This window comes from Methanobacterium sp. (assembly GCA_030017655.1).
GTDB lineage: Archaea > Methanobacteriota > Methanobacteria > Methanobacteriales > Methanobacteriaceae > Methanobacterium_D.
Window position 1 is genome coordinate 22,271 of sequence record JASEIM010000007.1, and the last position, 15,602, is coordinate 37,872.

General features: G+C 32.4%; 18 protein-coding genes. 5 read left to right on the plus strand and 13 right to left on the minus strand.

What is annotated here, in order from left to right; all coding sequences use genetic code 11:
* The first annotated feature begins 23 nt into the window (after positions 1 to 23).
* A complete protein-coding gene (locus tag QMD61_04590; protein ID MDI6723902.1) occupies positions 24 to 671 on the plus strand; it encodes a 2,5-diamino-6-(ribosylamino)-4(3H)-pyrimidinone 5'-phosphate reductase in 648 nt (215 codons plus the stop codon).
* Between the two features lie 35 nt (positions 672 to 706).
* On the opposite strand, the gene QMD61_04595 is transcribed toward QMD61_04590, so the two are convergent.
* Positions 707 to 862 carry a hypothetical protein gene (locus QMD61_04595; GenBank protein MDI6723903.1) on the minus strand — a complete coding sequence of 52 codons (156 nt, stop codon included), beginning with the start codon at positions 860 to 862 and terminating at the stop codon, positions 707 to 709.
* Between the two features lie 280 nt (positions 863 to 1,142).
* Between QMD61_04595 and QMD61_04600 the strand changes: the two genes are divergently transcribed.
* Entirely contained in the window at positions 1,143 to 1,805 is a 663-nt protein-coding gene (locus QMD61_04600; protein ID MDI6723904.1) for a glycerophosphodiester phosphodiesterase family protein, read from the plus strand.
* A gap of 211 nt (positions 1,806 to 2,016) precedes the next feature.
* Here the strand turns inward: QMD61_04600 and QMD61_04605 are convergent, their stop codons facing one another.
* Positions 2,017 to 2,682 carry a histidinol phosphate phosphatase domain-containing protein gene (locus tag QMD61_04605; protein MDI6723905.1) on the minus strand — a complete coding sequence of 222 codons (666 nt, stop codon included), beginning with the start codon at positions 2,680 to 2,682 and terminating at the stop codon, positions 2,017 to 2,019.
* A gap of 143 nt (positions 2,683 to 2,825) precedes the next feature.
* Between QMD61_04605 and QMD61_04610 the strand changes: the two genes are divergently transcribed.
* Positions 2,826 to 3,692, plus strand: coding sequence for a pantoate kinase (locus tag QMD61_04610; GenBank protein MDI6723906.1), 867 nt, complete (start codon positions 2,826 to 2,828; stop codon positions 3,690 to 3,692).
* A gap of 184 nt (positions 3,693 to 3,876) precedes the next feature.
* Here QMD61_04610 and QMD61_04615 read toward each other — a convergent pair whose 3' ends face one another.
* From QMD61_04615 to QMD61_04660, 10 genes are all read right to left on the minus strand, one after another.
* Positions 3,877 to 4,665, minus strand: coding sequence for a winged helix-turn-helix transcriptional regulator (locus QMD61_04615; protein MDI6723907.1), 789 nt, complete (start codon positions 4,663 to 4,665; stop codon positions 3,877 to 3,879).
* Between the two features lie 306 nt (positions 4,666 to 4,971).
* Positions 4,972 to 5,193 (minus strand): universal stress protein, encoded by a 222-nt coding sequence (locus QMD61_04620; GenBank protein MDI6723908.1) that lies wholly within the window; start codon positions 5,191 to 5,193, stop codon positions 4,972 to 4,974.
* Between the two features lie 274 nt (positions 5,194 to 5,467).
* Positions 5,468 to 5,791, minus strand: a complete 324-nt coding sequence (locus QMD61_04625) for a hypothetical protein (GenBank protein MDI6723909.1) — start codon at positions 5,789 to 5,791, stop codon at positions 5,468 to 5,470.
* Between the two features lie 250 nt (positions 5,792 to 6,041).
* Entirely contained in the window at positions 6,042 to 7,448 is a 1,407-nt protein-coding gene (gene recJ / locus QMD61_04630; protein MDI6723910.1) for a single-stranded-DNA-specific exonuclease RecJ, read from the minus strand.
* A gap of 134 nt (positions 7,449 to 7,582) precedes the next feature.
* Positions 7,583 to 7,855 carry a signal recognition particle protein Srp19 gene (locus QMD61_04635; protein ID MDI6723911.1) on the minus strand — a complete coding sequence of 91 codons (273 nt, stop codon included), beginning with the start codon at positions 7,853 to 7,855 and terminating at the stop codon, positions 7,583 to 7,585.
* Between the two features lie 4 nt (positions 7,856 to 7,859).
* Positions 7,860 to 8,654: a uroporphyrinogen-III synthase gene (locus QMD61_04640; GenBank protein ID MDI6723912.1), complete on the minus strand. Its 795-nt coding sequence runs from the start codon at positions 8,652 to 8,654 to the stop codon at positions 7,860 to 7,862.
* Positions 8,655 to 8,671: 17 nt separating this feature from the next.
* Entirely contained in the window at positions 8,672 to 9,376 is a 705-nt protein-coding gene (cobA, locus tag QMD61_04645; GenBank protein ID MDI6723913.1) for a uroporphyrinogen-III C-methyltransferase, read from the minus strand.
* A gap of 65 nt (positions 9,377 to 9,441) precedes the next feature.
* Complete coding sequence (purQ, locus tag QMD61_04650) at positions 9,442 to 10,098, minus strand: phosphoribosylformylglycinamidine synthase subunit PurQ (GenBank protein MDI6723914.1); 657 nt, start codon at positions 10,096 to 10,098, stop codon at positions 9,442 to 9,444.
* 26 nt (positions 10,099 to 10,124) lie between these two features.
* Positions 10,125 to 10,379 (minus strand): phosphoribosylformylglycinamidine synthase subunit PurS, encoded by a 255-nt coding sequence (gene purS / locus QMD61_04655; protein MDI6723915.1) that lies wholly within the window; start codon positions 10,377 to 10,379, stop codon positions 10,125 to 10,127.
* A 171-nt stretch (positions 10,380 to 10,550) separates the two neighbouring features.
* A complete protein-coding gene (locus tag QMD61_04660; protein ID MDI6723916.1) occupies positions 10,551 to 11,297 on the minus strand; it encodes a phosphoribosylaminoimidazolesuccinocarboxamide synthase in 747 nt (248 codons plus the stop codon).
* A gap of 698 nt (positions 11,298 to 11,995) precedes the next feature.
* Here QMD61_04660 and glmS point away from each other — a divergent pair.
* Positions 11,996 to 13,774 (plus strand): glutamine--fructose-6-phosphate transaminase (isomerizing), encoded by a 1,779-nt coding sequence (gene glmS, locus QMD61_04665; protein MDI6723917.1) that lies wholly within the window; start codon positions 11,996 to 11,998, stop codon positions 13,772 to 13,774.
* A 41-nt stretch (positions 13,775 to 13,815) separates the two neighbouring features.
* Here glmS and QMD61_04670 read toward each other — a convergent pair whose 3' ends face one another.
* Entirely contained in the window at positions 13,816 to 14,598 is a 783-nt protein-coding gene (locus tag QMD61_04670) for a response regulator (protein ID MDI6723918.1), read from the minus strand.
* A gap of 601 nt (positions 14,599 to 15,199) precedes the next feature.
* On the opposite strand from QMD61_04670, the gene QMD61_04675 reads away from it, so the two are divergent.
* Positions 15,200 to 15,508: a hypothetical protein gene (locus tag QMD61_04675; GenBank protein MDI6723919.1), complete on the plus strand. Its 309-nt coding sequence runs from the start codon at positions 15,200 to 15,202 to the stop codon at positions 15,506 to 15,508.
* Positions 15,509 to 15,602: the final 94 nt, after the last annotated feature.

Sequence of the window (15,602 nt, forward strand, 5' to 3'; positions counted from 1 at the left end):
GATCATACATTTCCAGTGATAAAATGAAGCCTTATGTCATATTAAATGCTGCAATGACTTTAGATGGAAAAATTGCAACAAGAACAGGCAGCTCTGAAATTTCAGGTAAAGAAGACCTTATTAGGGTACATAAAATCCGGAAAGAAGTTGATGCAATAATGGTTGGAATAAATACCGTTCTTGCAGATGATCCACGTCTCACGGTGCATAAAATCGAGGCTGAAAGCAAAGATAACCCTGTCAGGATTGTCGTTGATAGTAAGGGCAGGGTTCCATTGAATTTCCGTATTTTAAATGATGATGCACCAACAATAATTGCGGTAACAGAAAATGCGGATTCCCAAAAGATTAAAGAATTAGAAAAAAAAGTAACTGTATTAAAGTGCGGTAAAGACAGGGTTAATCTTAAATCATTGATGAAGGAACTTGTAGATAGGGGAATAAAGACCCTGATGCTTGAAGGAGGATCGACGCTGAATTATTCAATGCTTGAAAATGGTCTGGTGGATGAAGTCAGGGTATGTGTAGCACCAATGATTGTCGGTGGAAAGAATGCTAAAACCCTTGTCGATGGTGAGGGTATTGACCAGATGAGCGATGCAATTAAGTTAAAACTTAAAAAAAATTATTTTCTAGGTGAAGATCTGATATTAGAGTATAAAGTTAGTTAAAGCAATATTTGTATGGGTTACTGGTCAGTTGAGTTCTATTTTTTTAATAAAAGCAGATAAATTCCTAATGCCAGTAGAGCAATAACTATTATCCAGATTAAGTATACAAAGAACCATCTGGCAGCGAAATAAACAACCATTATCAAAAGTGCAATTATAATGTAGGCAATACCTGCAATTTTGTCATTCATAATTACATCTCCTTTATTTTTTATTATTTATATCCAAAATTATTATTATATTTTTATGTTTAATCAGGCTATGGTTAGAAAATTATTGAACCAAGCTATTAAAACTATTTTTGGGAATTATAGAACTTAAAAATGCTTCTAATATAAAAAATCTAAGATTTTAAGTTGTTTATAATTTTAAGCATGAAATAAAACCCTCAATCATTTTTTGAGGCAATTTTAGTAAAAAATAATTAGAAGAATTATAAAAAATAATAATAAAAATGGAATTGAGGTTAAAATGCAGATTATAGCTCACCGAGGAGCTTCTTACTTCGAGCCTGAAAACACATTAAGGAGCATAAAACGAGCAATTGAAATGAATGCAGATTATGTTGAAGTTGATGTCCGCATGAGTAAAGATAAAGAACTTATTATTATGCATGATGCGGATATCAGCAGAACAACAAATGGTACTGGACTTGTGAAGGACAAAACGCTTCTGGAACTTAAAGAATATGATGCTGGGAATGGAGAGGAAATTCCTACATTGGATGAAGTGTTAGAAACTGTAAAGAACAAAATTAAACTGGTAGTTGAAATTAAAGAACCTGGAACTGAAGAAAAAATTGTTGAAAAGATAATTGCAAATAAATTGAAAGATACAATAATCACATCATTTTTTCATAAGGCAGTGAAAAATGTAATGGATTCAGATATAAATGCAGGAATCATATTTGTTGGACAGCCGGTTAATGTGGGACAGATGGCTTCAGCAGCTAATGCAAATATAATTTTTCCAAGTTACAGATATATGGATGAAGAACTGGTAAAAGATGCAAAAAGATATGGATTATCAGTTTACCCCTGGGCAATTGATGATCCTGAAATATTTGAAAAGTTTGTTAGAATGAATGTTGATGGGATAGTGACAAATAAATTAATGGATAGAACAGTTAGATAACTCATCTGCAATATTAAATAAAAGATAACCAGTAAAAATGATATTAAATAGGGTATTACAGTTCTTGTAATCTTCAAGGATTCTGGAGAAACTGGAATTTTACCAAAACCTGATGAAAAACATCGTATTTAGTGCAGATGATACTGTAGTTTTACTTGGATCTCCATATAAGATAGCTAAAGCAGCATTTTTATTCCATAAAAAAGAATAATCATAATAAACCCTTATTTTTTAAAATATTAAGTGGATTATCTCTCAATGCTTCATTAATAATCTTTTCAGGTAATCCTGCACCTTTAGCTATTCTATAAGCAGTTTCATAAGTTATAAGGTCATCGGGAGCATGTGTGTCAGTATCCACAACAAGATCTGCACCAACTTCCATGGCAACTTTAGCAACATGCCCATTTCCGAGGCTGTGACCTTTTCGCGCGCTTATTTCAAGGGCTATGTTATTATCTCTGGCAATTTCAGCTTCCTCAATGGTAATTAATCCAGGATGCGCTAAAATATCCACATCAGGGCAGTTAGCAGCAGCTAAATTGGTTCCTTCAATTACAGGCTCTACAATGGTTTCTCCATGAACAACAACAATCTCTGCACCAAATTTTTTGGCCTTGGATGCAAGCTTTCCAATAACTTCTGCTGGAGCATGTGTTATTTCCGCTCCTTGAATTACTTCTATATCCCAGTTATCCTTAATATCAAGTATAGCTTCCCTTATTCTTTTAACGCAGTCAATATTTGATGCATCAACGTGATCAGTTATTGCAATTGCTTCATGATTTAAAACGTAAGCTCTTCTGGCAAGTTCTGAAGGTAAAAGTTCTCCATCACTGAATAAACTATGTGTGTGAAGGTCTATTCTTTTATTTATAAAATTCCCCCTGATTTAATAAATACGACTAATTTTATCATCTAATTTTTAATCTTTCTTATATATAAGAGTTATATTAAATATAATGATAGTTGAGAATTTTACGATAATTTTTTGATTATTTATATATTTTCGGTGATAATATGAAATGCTCTGTTTTCGTTCCATCACACATTACTGGATTTTTTGAGATAATAGATAATGAAAATTCTCTTAAAAAAGGGTCTCGCGGGGCCGGTGTTGTTATGGATAAAGGAGTTATGACAAAAACTAAAATTACAGAGGGAAATAGTATTAATATCAAAATTAATGGTAAATATGATCCAGGAAACGCTACAATAACTGAAAAAACCATTGAAATCATTAAAAGAGAATATAATCTTAATGATAAAGAAATAAGGATTGAACATGACGTTGAAGTACCTATTGGCGCAGGATTCGGAACTTCGGCAGCATTTGCCCTTGGAACTGCAATGGGTATTTCAAAAATCCTTGAACTACCTCTTCAATTTAATAAGATAGCTCAAATTGCCCATATGGCAGAATTGGAAATGAAAAGTGGATTAGGCGATGTTATTGGTGAAATTTCGGGAGGAATAGTTCTAAGACTTAAGGAAGGAGCTCCTGGAATTGGAAAAACTACGAAAATTGAATTAGATGAAGAGATTTATGTTATTTCAAAAACTTTTGGAGAAATAAAAACTTCTGATATCATTGAAGATCCTGTTTATAAAAGAAGGATCAATGAGATGGGCCACATTTTGCTGCAAGAACTAATAAAAGAACCTAAACCAGAAAAATTTATGGAATTATCAAGAAAATTTGCAGAAAAAACTGGACTAATGAGTCAGGAAGTTAAAGAGGCCGCTAATATACTTGAAGATGAGACAATCGGCGCTTCAATGGCCATGCTTGGTAATACAGTATTTGCATTATCTAAAAATCAAAATACGAGCTTAAAAGATGTAATAGTGGCTAAAATTGACAATTCTGGCTGTAGATTTATTTAAAATCTACATTTAAATTATATTTTAAAACTTAAATTTCAATTGGCCCTGATTAATGCATTAAATACAACATTTACTAATAATTTTGTAATCAGTTGGAAATCACGATTTCATTATATATTTAAGGTGTATTAAACTAAATCTCTAAAAGATTAATTCTTTATGAAAATATTATACCAGAAAGTAGTTAGGACATTGAAACATCTTCAATAACGTAATTAATCCCTTCATCATCTAATTTTTGCGTTATACTTTTAGTCATATTTCCAACTGCAAATACAAGTACATTTAAACCCCTTTTAGCTGCAGCAACAGTTGCATAGGGGGTTGCAAATTCAAAATCAGGTGAAATGTCAATTTTATTTATTACTGCCCTTGAAACAGTCCCCATAATCCCTACTTTATCAAATCCTCTGTTGTATATGTCTTGAATTTTCCCAAAATCAGATACCCTTGAACCACCCTGATTTATAACAGGAAGCTTTATTATAACTACATTACCAGTTTTAAGTTCTATAATTCCATTTAATTTTATTAAAGCCACATCTTCTCCTTTTTTAGCATCATGAAGTACTTCGGCATAAGCGGATGTCTCCTCTTTGACTGCATAAAGGATTCCGCCCTCCATTTTAAGCCAGACATTCTGGCCTTTTTTCAGATTATCTCCGGCTATCGCAGGCCAGATGGATTTGTAGGTATTCATTGTTTCAGAAACTTCATCAGCATACTTTCTAAGGTCAGCAGCTTCTTTTTTAAGTTTTTCAATTCCTCTTTTAGTTATGTGATACCTGGTACTGTCTTCACGTATTTCTACAAATCCCTCATCAGTTAAACTTTTAATGTTTTCAGACACTGCCTGAACAGTTATTCCAAGTTTTTCAGCAATATCCTTTTGCCTTAAGTGTGGCTGCTGCTTTGCAATTTCGGCAAGTATCTGGAATCTTGTAAGCTCTCCCTTTTTTTTAAATACCTTCATATATTTACCCTCTCGGCATATTATTATAATAAAAGCATTATATAAGATTATAATCAAATTTATCTGGTTATCAAATATTAATCTCGTGAATGTGCTGTTGTCACTTGATATATTTTAACATCATATATATTTAATTTGTAAATTCACTGATGAAAATGTAGTTTTTATTTTTAGGAATTTATCAATTCAACCGTAAAAATGCCAGTAATTATAATGAAAAGTATATAAGAAAACCTGAATTATTTTAAAGAATTGAAAAGTAGGAATAATGGCATTAAATTAATTGTAATCAGTTTTAGCGTACTGTCAGTACAGGACTGGGCCTGATCTAACCACATTTTCTGCCACACTTCCAAGCAAGAATCGGTTCAGTCCATGTTTTCCAGAGGTTCCCATTACCACAGGATCAGCGCCCTGTTCTTCAACAGTTTTAATAATTGCATCTGCAGGATGGCCCTCTTTAGTTACAAAAGTTAATTTTATCTCCTTGTTATATTTTTGCTTACATTTTATGGATAGATCAACAATTTCTTTAAATGCTTTCTTTCCTTCTCTTATCAGCGTTTCTTTAACACTTTTAATGGTTTCATCCGTACAAACCAGTAAAATGTGGACATGTCAAGTACATGTAATGCTATAAATTCCGCATTACTCTGCCCAGCAGTCCATATGGCATGTGGGCTGCTTTATTGGCCTGTTTTGAGCCATCTGTAGGTTACAATATTTTATTATACATCAATTCACCTCAAATTTAATCTATTTTTAATAAATTTTAATTCAAGAGCGCTCTAAATATTCTCTTTTATGCATGGGATTCTATATGGTTGAATAAACTGGAAATTATATCAATAAGAATGGCTATTATATATAAGTGGTATTCTTTTGGCTCATATTTCGTCATATTTTTAATTTCTTTTCCCATTTCACCATAAACTCGTAGAGATTCTTTTAATCGTGATCTTGTTTTTCCTTTTTCATATTCCCATGGCTCAAAATCCATATCTTCAATCCTGTTTCCTAAAATAGAAGCCACTATTTGGATCTGGCTTCCTAGCTTTTTTGGATCACCCTCTTCCAGAGTTTCAGGGTTCAAAAGACCAATAAAACTGCCAGGAGTTTCACCCATATCCCTTATATATTTCAAAAAATAATTTTTCAATATTAAGAGAAGTATTTTTATAATAATAACTATATTAAAAAAATTATTTTAACATTTCTGTTTAATTAAAAAATTCAATCAGATTTTAACAATATTATAAACCATTAAAATTATTTTAACATATGCAGAGAGAATTAAAATAAATAAATAAAATGAGTATATTTTTATGGTTATAACGAAATCTATCAGCTGTTTCGTTTTTAAAAGCTATTAATACCTAAATTTTACCTTTAAGATATTCATCCAGCAATCTAAGGAATTTATTTATGTTTTCGTCAGGAATATAGGCACCGCAGGCAACTGAATGACCACCACCATTACCACCAGATTTTTCAGCTATTTTCCTTATTATATTACCAAAATGAATTCCATCATAAGCTAAAAGCCGTGAACATCTTAATGATACTTTTATTCCATCTTTATCATCATTTACAGGAGTAAATCCTATTATTGGTTTTCTCCAGTCCCCATAACTTAGAATCATTCCTGCTACTGTTCCTATTAGCTCACTTTTTATCTCGCTTCCTTCAAAATACTGTAAATTCTGCAGGTGAACTATTCTCTCTTCTTCCCTTATCCAGTCCATTTTCTGGGCAAGATATCTTCTGTGTTCAAGTGCAAGATGATCCATTTCGTCAAGGGCAAGATTTCTATTGCCTTTAAGAACATTTAATGCAATTTCGGGGTGTTTATGTCGGCTGCATGCATTTATTGCAGTTGAAAATTCACTCGCATCTCTAAGTGGAGTGTATTTGGGTTCTTCTAAAAATTCATAGGATTCTCCAGAAATAAGTTTTGGAACATATTTTATGTATCTTTTGGGAACTTCTCGACTTAACATCTTTAAAAGTTCTGAAAATATCAAACCTTTCTCTTCTTTAGATAAATCTGATAGAACTCTGGCTTTTTTACCATTTTTAGTGGGAATACCCAGCTTATTCATCATGTGAATACTTTCATTTCTGTTATTTGTTATTGGAAGTTTAACATCGCCGAAATATGAAAGCGCTACATAAACTGGTCTTGTTTGACGGCCATAGAATGAGAGGTCGTGTACTGGATCAACAAGATTGTTCTGTACGCTTTCAGCGAGAATACTTTTATTTAAACCAACTAATTTGCCGGGCATGTTGTTTTGCATATCTCCCACAGCACTTAAAATTCCAAGCCAGCTTAAATCATTGAATCCAAAAGTACGTGCAAGTAGATATGACATACCTCCGCCAGAAACTTCAAAAGATCCGTCTATACCATAATAATGAGAATTTATTTCTAAAAACTCTCCAGCAGCGTGATTATCATAAATCATAGGTCTTAGTGGAGGGTGATGGTCCAGAATAATTATTTTAGATGATGAATTACCTAATTTATGAACATTCTGCCCGGAACCAAGATCTGAAAATATTGTGAGTTCACTTTCAATAGAAAGGTCATCTATTTTATCAAGTGTTATGAATTCCACTTCATGATCCTTTTTCAGCCTGTCAAGCATGGAAGATAAAATAGCTCCTGCTGTTATTCCATCACAATCAATATGGCTGTAAATCTGGATGTCTTCAGCATTTTTAACCATTCTATGAGCTTTTTGGAATGCTTTTTTCATTATTTCATTGTTTGTATCCATTTAATCTCCAGATAAAAATTATTAATATTATTTAATCAAATATGTATTATATAAAATTATGTTTAAAAAAATTTATTTTCATTATTGGGGGACAAAATTATTATGGAAACATCTAATTCATAAAAAAAGGCATGTTAGGACCTCATACCTTTTATAATATTACTTATTTTTATTAAAATTTCTCTTTTGGGCATTTTTTTATCTACAGAAACCCTGCCTGATGATTCCCACCACGAACGTGAATATGATTTATTATTTTCAACTTCAGGGTTGAGTTGAAGCTTCTTTGCAGCATTGGAGATTTCCCTTAACTTTGGAGATGGAACTGCATCTTCTTTAGAAATTCTTCTTCCTTCTTTTTTGGTTTTCTGTGAATCAATGTAAACCGGCCATATAATTGTTTTCATGTATTCATCCCTCGTTTAAAGTCTGTTCATTTACCACTTCAACCAGTTTGTCAAGCATATTTTTAAAGGTGTACTCCTCAGGCATAATAGGATCAATTTTATAAGCATCCAGTACTTTTCTGGTTATAGGGCCGATGGCAGCAACTAAAATTTCTTTACTACGCAGTATATCCAGAATATTTTCTTTACCTTTTTCTTTAGCGATTTTAACAAGATTTTTAACGGTTAAGGGGCTTGTAAACATTATAATATCAATTTCTCTGTTTAATATGTCATCAATGAGTTCATATATCTTTGATTTGTCATCAGGCATGTCTGATTTATAGGCATCTGCAAGAATCACTTCTGCTCCCATTCTTTGTAGTCCATGGGGAAGTGTGTATCTTGCCACCATAGTTCGTGGAAGTCCTATTTTTTTATCTTTAACTTTAATACTCTGGAATGCTTCAAGGAGTCCTTCAGCAGTGTATTCTTCAGGCATAAGGTCAACTTTTACACCATAATTATCCAGAACTTCACCTGTTTTAGGCCCAATGGATGCAACTTTTAAATTTTCAGCATTTTCAAGATTGCAGTACTTAAAAAATGACTCAATTGCCCGTGGCGAAGTAAATACAAGCCAGTCAAGTTCATTAATCATATTGCAAAGTTTGATCATTTCTTCTGGCTTGGAATCTTTGAGTTCGATAGTTGGAGTGACAATGGGAATTGCGCCATAGGATTTCACCATTTCAACAGAATCCTGAGCTCTTTCAGCAGGTCTTGTTATCACAATTTTTTTACCTTCTAAGCCCTTCATAATTTTAATCTCCTTATTCAACCATTTATTTCCTTAAATACATCAACAACATGCCCAATAACTACCAGAGCGGGCGGATTAATGTCCTTTTCTGTTATATTTTCAAGGGTACCTGTGATTATCCTCTGATTTTCCATTGTACCATTTTCAATCACACAGACCGGAGTGTCAGGATCTTTATATTTCATTATTTCTGCTGTATTTTCAGCTAAATTACCAATTCCCATAAGTATTACAATTGTATCGGCTGTAAAATCCCATTTAACCTGTTTTTCATTTTTTGTAGGGTCTTCATGTCCTGTTACTAGAGTAAGTGAGGTTGCTACACCTCTATGGGTGACTGGTAAGCCGATGGTTGTGGGAACACCAATAGCAGAAGTTACGCCGGGAATTAATTCAAAAGAAAGCCCTTCTTCGTGGAGAGCCAGCATTTCCTCACCACCCCTTCCAAATACAAAGGGATCTCCTCCTTTAAGCCGTACAACCACGTCATTTTCTTTCGCTTCTTTCACAAGAATCTCGTTAATTTCATTCTGACTCTTATAATGATGTCCTGCCTGTTTACCTACATAAATAAGCTTTGCACCATCTGCATACTTTAAAATCTCATCATTTGCAAGCTTATCATATAATACAACATCTGCTTTTTTTAATGCATTAACAGCTTTTAGAGTGATTAGTTCTGGATCGCCAGGTCCTGCTCCTATTAAATATACTACCATGTGTTCACCGCTTAAAAATATAGAAATATCTAATTAACTATTTTTGAAATATTTTAAATAAAATTTCAGGATTTGAAGTTAATAATCCCTTTAAAAAACTTCAAACCATCATCTGAACCTAAAACTGATTCCGAAGCCCTCTCAGGGTGTGGCATTACAGCACATACAAGCCCTGATTCATCGCAAACTCCAGTTATTGCTTCAAGAGAGCCATTAGGGTTCTTACCTTCAAATTTAAGAACGATCTGATCCTGATCATGAAGTTTTTCGATTTCTTCAATATAGTATCTGCCTTCTGCATGGGCTATTGGCATTTTAATTATTTCATTCTTTTTATAAAGGCTTGTAAATGGAGTTCTGGTTGATGTAACCTTTAATTCAACTCTTTTACAGATAAATTTGGCGTTTTCATTGTTTGTAAATACTCCTGGCACTAAACCAACCTCTGCAAGTATCTGAGCACCGTTACAAATTCCAAGAACGGGTTTTTCTTCTTTAACTGCTTCCTTTATTCCTTCTATAACTGGAGTTATGCTTGCAATTGCTCCAGCTCTAAGATAATCTCCGTAAGAAAATCCGCCGGGGATAACAATGGCATCAAAGTTGGATAAATCTTTCTGATTCCACCAGACATAATCTGGTTCTCCACCTGCAAGTTCCAGTGCATGGTAAACATCTCTATCACAGTTTGAACCAGGGAAACGTATGACACCTACTTTCATCATTTTTCCTCTTTATTAATGTGTATTTATGAATTATGGGGGGTTATTTTTATTTCATAGTCATGGATTACTGGATTGCACAGAAGTCTCTGACACATATCGTCCACTTCTTCCCTTGCAATCTTTTCATCTTCTTCATCAATTGTAAATTTGATTGTTTGGACAGTATCTGTCCCTTCAACTTCGTATCCTAAAAGAGCAAGGGCTCTTTGAATGGTTGAAGCTTCTGGATTTAACATGCCTTTTTTCAGGCTTATTTTCACTTCAGCATTGTATTTCATTTCATCACCATAAAATAAGATTTATTTTGATCAGATGTATCAATTCATAGATTGCTCCTTATACTTATTAATTTTATTTATGAAATATAAAAAAATAAATTTTTCAGGTTGAAGGAAAAATTCTATTTTTCCTGAACCCAAAAAACAAAGTTTTTTGAGGTTTTTAGTATTTTATATCTCAATATTCCATCTATTTTTATCCTTTTCATCAAGTATTATAGATGCTACTCTTTTATAGGCTTCAATAACTCCGGATTCACCCTTTCTGAAGAGATCTTTATCCAGAATATCACATGTTTCAGCATCCCAGAATCTGCATGTGTCTGGACTTATTTCATCACCAAGAACTATATTTCCATCTGAATCATATCCATATTCAATTTTAAAGTCAGGGAATAAAAGACCTTTTGATTCCAGGAATTCCTTCAAAACTTTGTTTATTTTTAAGGTGATTTCTTTAATCATTTCCAGTTTTTCTTTTTTTATTATACCTAATGCAATTGCTATATCGTCATTCAGCATTGGATCCCCATATTCATCGCTTTTATAGTCTATCTGGATAATTGGAGGATCAAATGTTTGTTTTGGCTTAAATGGGTATCTTCGAAGTAAGCTTCCAGCAGCAATGTTTCTAGTGATAACTTCAAGTGGAATCATTTCAAGCTTCCATGAAAGCATCATACCCGGTTTAATGAGATCAATGTACTGGGTTTTAATTCCTGCCTCTTCAATGATTTCAAATAGTTTTGCAGAAATTATGGAATTCCAGAAACCTTTTTCATTGATACTATCCTTTTTAGCCCCATCTCCAGCCGTAATGTCATCTCTAAATTCCACTATGACTTTTTGAGGGTCATCTGTTTCGTATACTCCTTTCGCCTTGCCCTGATAAATTAATTTTCCAGCTTTAATGGTCATGTTAACTCCATTCCTGTATTAATATTTTAATTTGTAAATGTTGTATTATCTGTGTGATTGATTCATATAATAATCTTTACCAGTATTTGTCTTATAATTCTATTTTAAATCACTATCAAACCCTAACCTTTTTTTAAATATAGGCCTTCCCACTCTCTAATATGGGTATGATAATTAATCAATACAAATGCTACTTTTAATGGTACCATTTTTTGATATATCATAATATAATATAGTGTTTATGTTGGATCTTCAGTATAATAATATTTAGGCAAGAAATTGTTCTTAAAATTTTTCAGTAGAACATGAAGATAGGAAAAAGGATTTTTCAGCGCATAATTAGTGTAATCATATGGGGTGATCTGGTAGTATTTATTCATTTATTTATGTTTTTATAAACTTGAAAATGTTATTCATGTAAAAAAAGGTTATAGAATTCACTTTTAATAGATTTAATGGCACTGGCTTATTTGTTAGTTATAAGTAACTTGGAAATTTAAGAATAGTTATTAAGACTTGTAACCAAATATATTAAATGTAAAACTTAATATATCTCTAAAATTAAGATTTAATGTGGTATTTTTCAAAAAAATCTATCAATACTGAATAATGGAATTGACTATATTGTAATTTCAAATTTATATAAAATGATGAATTAACAACTAAATAATGATTATAAACACCATTTGGTGAAATACATGTGTGGAATAATAGGATGTATATTAGACAATAAAAAAGCAGCTCCTGTATTACTGGATTGCGTTAAAAAACTTGAATACAGGGGTTATGATTCAGTAGGTATTGCTACTTCTTCAAGTGAAATAAGGATAAAAAAAGACAGTGGAAAAATTGATGATGTTCATGAAAATTTACGTTTAAATGATTTACCTGGAGATATGGGTATAGCTCATGTAAGGTGGGCAACACACGGTCTCCCTACTAAAGAAAATGCTCATCCTCATACTGATTGTAAAAATAAAATTGCTGTTGTTCATAATGGAATTATAGAGAATTATAAGGAACTTAAAGATCAGTTGATAAAAGAGGGACACCACTTTAAATCTGAAACAGATACAGAAGTCATTCCTCACCTTATAGAGAAATATATGGAAAGTGGTAATGATCTGGAATCTTCAACTAGGCTCGCCATTGGAGATATTAAAGGTTCATATGCAATAGCAGCCATCTCCCGTGATGAACCGAATAGAGTAGTTGGAGCCAGAAAAGAAAGCCCGCTTATTGTTGGAAAGGGAGAAAATGAGTATTTCATAGCATCTGATGCTCCTGCAATTTTACAGCATACCAATAAAGTTATTTACCTTGAAGATCATGAAATGGTGATTCTAAGTGAAGATGGCATTGAAATTAAAGATGCTGACGGTAATATAATTGAAAAAGAGATTTTTACCATTGATTGGACTCCAGATATGGCCGAAAAAGGTGGTTATGATCATTTCATGCTAAAAGAGATTCACGAACAGCCTGAAGCAGTGAAAAATACCCTGCTTGAATCATCAGAAATCAAAAACATTGTTAAAAAATTCCCGGATATTAACAGGATCTGTTTTGTGGCCTGTGGAACATCTTATCATGCATCCCTTATTGGTAAATATTTATTCGAAAAACTGGTTGGTATTCCAGCAGATGTTACACTGGCATCTGAATTTGAATACTCTGCAGATACATTAGACGATAAAACTCTTGTTATCCTTATAACACAGTCTGGAGAAACTGCAGATACACTCAAAGCTCTAAGGCTGGTTAATCATAAATCTAAAACTCTGGCAATAGTAAATGTTCTTGGAAGCACAATTACAAGGGAAGCTGAATATGTTATATACACAAGAGCGGGGCCCGAAATTGGCGTAGCTGCTACTAAAACATATGTAAGTCAATTAGCATGTATATATCTTCTTGCAGTTTATATGAGTGGGAAAGAGGAGTTAATGGAAAAATTACAGAGTATTCCTAGGTATATGCAAAGTGCTCTTGAAAAAGAAGACTTTATTAAAGAAATAGCGCAAAAATACAAAGATGCAAAAGATTTCTTCTTTATTGGGAGAGGCTTTTCTTATCCAACAGCCATGGAAGGGGCATTAAAGCTGAAAGAGATAACATATATACATGGTGAAGGTTATGCTGCTGGAGAATTGAAACACGGCCCGTTAGCTCTTATTGATGAAGGTGTCCCTGTTGTAGCGGTTACTCCTCCAGGTAAAAGTCATGAAAAAACACTAAGCAACGTTGAAGAGGTTAAAGCAAGGGGTGCTCATGTTATTGGGCTTGGGTCATCTGAAGATGAAGTCTTAAAATATGAAGTTCACGACATGATTGAATTTGAGGATGAAATTGATGAGATGTTTTCATCCATACCCTATGTCATCCCCCTACAACTTTTGTCATATTATATCAGTGTAATGAAGGGCATTGACCCGGATAAGCCTAAGAATCTGGCTAAATGTGTGACTGTAGAATAGAGCTAATTTATTTAGCTCTATATTAAATTCTTTTTTATATTTTATTCTAAATCTACAACATAATGTTCTTCTGCAAAATACCCTCTTTCTCCTAATTCTTTGATAATCTCTACCAGATCCTCCAAATCATCTGCCTGGGCTGATGATACTTTGATATCTTTTTCACTTACTGATAATTTATCATCCTGCCTTTTAAAGTCGTTTGCTACCTTAATCCACAAACTTTTAGGAACTCTTTCATTGAAAAGCTGGATATTACTTGTACTTTCTCCACTTCTAGTGGCCTGTGAACTTTCCAAATCATGGAAAGTATGGATTTTTTCTTCTAACTTTTTCTGTACTCCATCTATTTCCCTGACGCCTTTTTTCTTTAGTTCTTCTGTATATTGTTTAATTAATTCCACCAAATCATCACGGCTTTCTATTAACTCTTTTTCAGTATTTTTCCGTTCAATTGCATATGATATGGACCGTGATAGTATCCTATTATTAACATCGCCTTTAATTAGATAATCCTGAGCACCCATTCTAACAGCCTTAATAGCCAGCTCTTCATCATCTAATCCACTTAATATTACAATTGGTAATTCTGGTTCCTGTGCATGCGCATTTTCGAACGTTTCAAAACCCATACTATCTGGTAAACTAAGATCTAACAGTAAAACGTCGAAATCACCCGATTTAAGTAGATTAAGACCTTCATTTAGTTTGGTAGCATGCCGTAATTCAAATTTAGGCTTGATTTCTTTAAACATTTCACCTATAAATCTTGCATCCGCTTCATTATCTTCAATTAACAGTACTTTAATAGACTCGTTCTTCATTGATTCAACACCTATTAACATAAGATTTTAGATATTTGGATTTTTTTCAACAAATTTAATTTCTAATTAATATTTTTTATTATTTATTTATGTTTACTTCTTATTGAAATTTACTTTTACATGATAAATGGCAAAATTTAAAATATCCATTTAAAAGTTAAATATATTAAAAAGCAATAAAAAGCCATCTTAATGGGTATAATGGCTTAATTAAGGTTCAGAAGCATTTTTTACTCCAAAAAATGAATTCAGGATTTCAATTATTTCCACCAAATGTTTAGATGTTTCAATAGATCTTATCATAAATTTTGAAATAATCTTTCTTCACGCACCATAGACTTATATTTAGTATTTTATTGCATATTTGCACAAAACTTCATCTATCATTAATAATACGTAAAATTGGCAGTTTAGGAATGCATTTTAAATCGATATGAATTCAAATTTAACATTATTATAATGCCATATTCATTAAAATGTATTTTTAAACAAACTGAGCCATATTTAAAAAAATTTAATTATTAAAAAATTAAATTTATTAGAAAGTTATAAATTTCAAAATAAATCTATATTCTAGTATCAGTAAAAGAGGAAGTTTTCAATGAATTCTGGGAAGAAAGGAAAATTATTTGCAGTTTTAATGGTATCGTTAGTAGCATTTGGATTTGGTTCATGTGCCAATGTACTGAATTCTGGTAATGATATCACCTATGGAATTTTACCATCATCTTTTTCTCTTGATAATGAAAATCAGATGGCAGTTATAGATGATCCCTCATTTGAACCAGTTCATGTCAAAAGACATTTTTATAACCTCACAAATTCCACAAATATGACAAATATAACTTCAAATTCAACAACTAATAAGAGATATAAATCTAACAACACCAAAAATAGCAACTCAGGATAATTCATTAATAAAAAGGGCTCAATACGTATTAAATCAAAATAAACTTTAAATTGGATATAATAATGAATTTTAACATCCAGAATATACAATTTTT

Bases quoted from the DNA above. Each gene is read 5' to 3' on its own strand.
- QMD61_04590 (MDI6723902.1), top strand. From the start codon at position 24: ATGAAGCCTTATGTCATATTAAATGCTGCAATGACTTTAGATGGAAAA.
- QMD61_04595 (MDI6723903.1), bottom strand. From the start codon at position 862: ATGAATGACAAAATTGCAGGTATTGCCTACATTATAATTGCACTTTTG.
- QMD61_04600 (MDI6723904.1), top strand. From the start codon at position 1,143: ATGCAGATTATAGCTCACCGAGGAGCTTCTTACTTCGAGCCTGAAAAC.
- QMD61_04610 (MDI6723906.1), top strand. From the start codon at position 2,826: ATGAAATGCTCTGTTTTCGTTCCATCACACATTACTGGATTTTTTGAG.
- QMD61_04615 (MDI6723907.1), bottom strand. From the start codon at position 4,665: ATGAAGGTATTTAAAAAAAAGGGAGAGCTTACAAGATTCCAGATACTT.
- QMD61_04625 (MDI6723909.1), bottom strand. From the start codon at position 5,791: ATGGGTGAAACTCCTGGCAGTTTTATTGGTCTTTTGAACCCTGAAACT.
- recJ (MDI6723910.1), bottom strand. From the start codon at position 7,448: ATGGATACAAACAATGAAATAATGAAAAAAGCATTCCAAAAAGCTCAT.
- QMD61_04635 (MDI6723911.1), bottom strand. From the start codon at position 7,855: ATGAAAACAATTATATGGCCGGTTTACATTGATTCACAGAAAACCAAA.
- QMD61_04640 (MDI6723912.1), bottom strand. From the start codon at position 8,654: ATGAAGGGCTTAGAAGGTAAAAAAATTGTGATAACAAGACCTGCTGAA.
- cobA (MDI6723913.1), bottom strand. From the start codon at position 9,376: ATGGTAGTATATTTAATAGGAGCAGGACCTGGCGATCCAGAACTAATC.
- purQ (MDI6723914.1), bottom strand. From the start codon at position 10,098: ATGAAAGTAGGTGTCATACGTTTCCCTGGTTCAAACTGTGATAGAGAT.
- purS (MDI6723915.1), bottom strand. From the start codon at position 10,379: ATGAAATACAATGCTGAAGTGAAAATAAGCCTGAAAAAAGGCATGTTA.
- QMD61_04660 (MDI6723916.1), bottom strand. From the start codon at position 11,297: ATGACCATTAAAGCTGGAAAATTAATTTATCAGGGCAAGGCGAAAGGA.
- glmS (MDI6723917.1), top strand. From the start codon at position 11,996: ATGTGTGGAATAATAGGATGTATATTAGACAATAAAAAAGCAGCTCCT.
- QMD61_04670 (MDI6723918.1), bottom strand. From the start codon at position 14,598: ATGAAGAACGAGTCTATTAAAGTACTGTTAATTGAAGATAATGAAGCG.
- QMD61_04675 (MDI6723919.1), top strand. From the start codon at position 15,200: ATGAATTCTGGGAAGAAAGGAAAATTATTTGCAGTTTTAATGGTATCG.